The 571-nt window shown below is 41.2% G+C and carries 1 protein-coding gene; it reads right to left on the minus strand.

The features are described 5' to 3' along the window. Positions 1-557 (minus strand): flagellin (locus Q4496_RS17925; RefSeq protein WP_303610978.1); only part of this gene is annotated, 557 nt, incomplete at its 3' end. Positions 558-571: the final 14 nt, after the last annotated feature.

Genomic DNA, 571 nt, shown 5'->3' on the forward strand with positions numbered 1-571 from the left:
GTTGTGCTGTTCGCTGTACTCAATACCGAAATACCTGAGTTCATTAACAATTGCTGCTTAGTCATGTTAGACGTTTCAGCTGCAAAATCTGCATCCATTAACGTAGATGACGCTGCTTGTGTATTTTCTTTCATGTTAGTTACGTTCGTCATGGTATGCTCAAGGCGATTCATTGATGCACCTAGTGATGAACGAGCCGTACCGATATTTTCAATTATTGTGTCTATTTTACCTAATTCAGTTTGCGCTGTAGTTACGTTAGTAAAAGCTGCTGCTGCCGCAACGTTTGTCGTTACTGTAGCTAATGTAGTAGAAATATCTACATCAAGTTTTTCAGCTGTTGATGAACCTACTTGAAAAGTAAGTGAGCCCGCACCAAACTTACCAGCAGCACTTAATAATTCAGTGCCACCAAATGAGGTATTTGACATTATACTGGTTAACTCACTTTGCAAAGCTGTATATTCAGCACTTTGCGCAGCCCATTCAGTAGTGCCATTCGCGTCACTAGCACCTTGTGTTGCAAGCTCTTTCATACGGTATGCAATGTTAGTCATCTCATCAAACGCGC

This window comes from Colwellia sp. 5_MG-2023, from assembly GCF_030547795.1.
Classification (GTDB): Bacteria; Pseudomonadota; Gammaproteobacteria; order Enterobacterales; family Alteromonadaceae; genus Colwellia.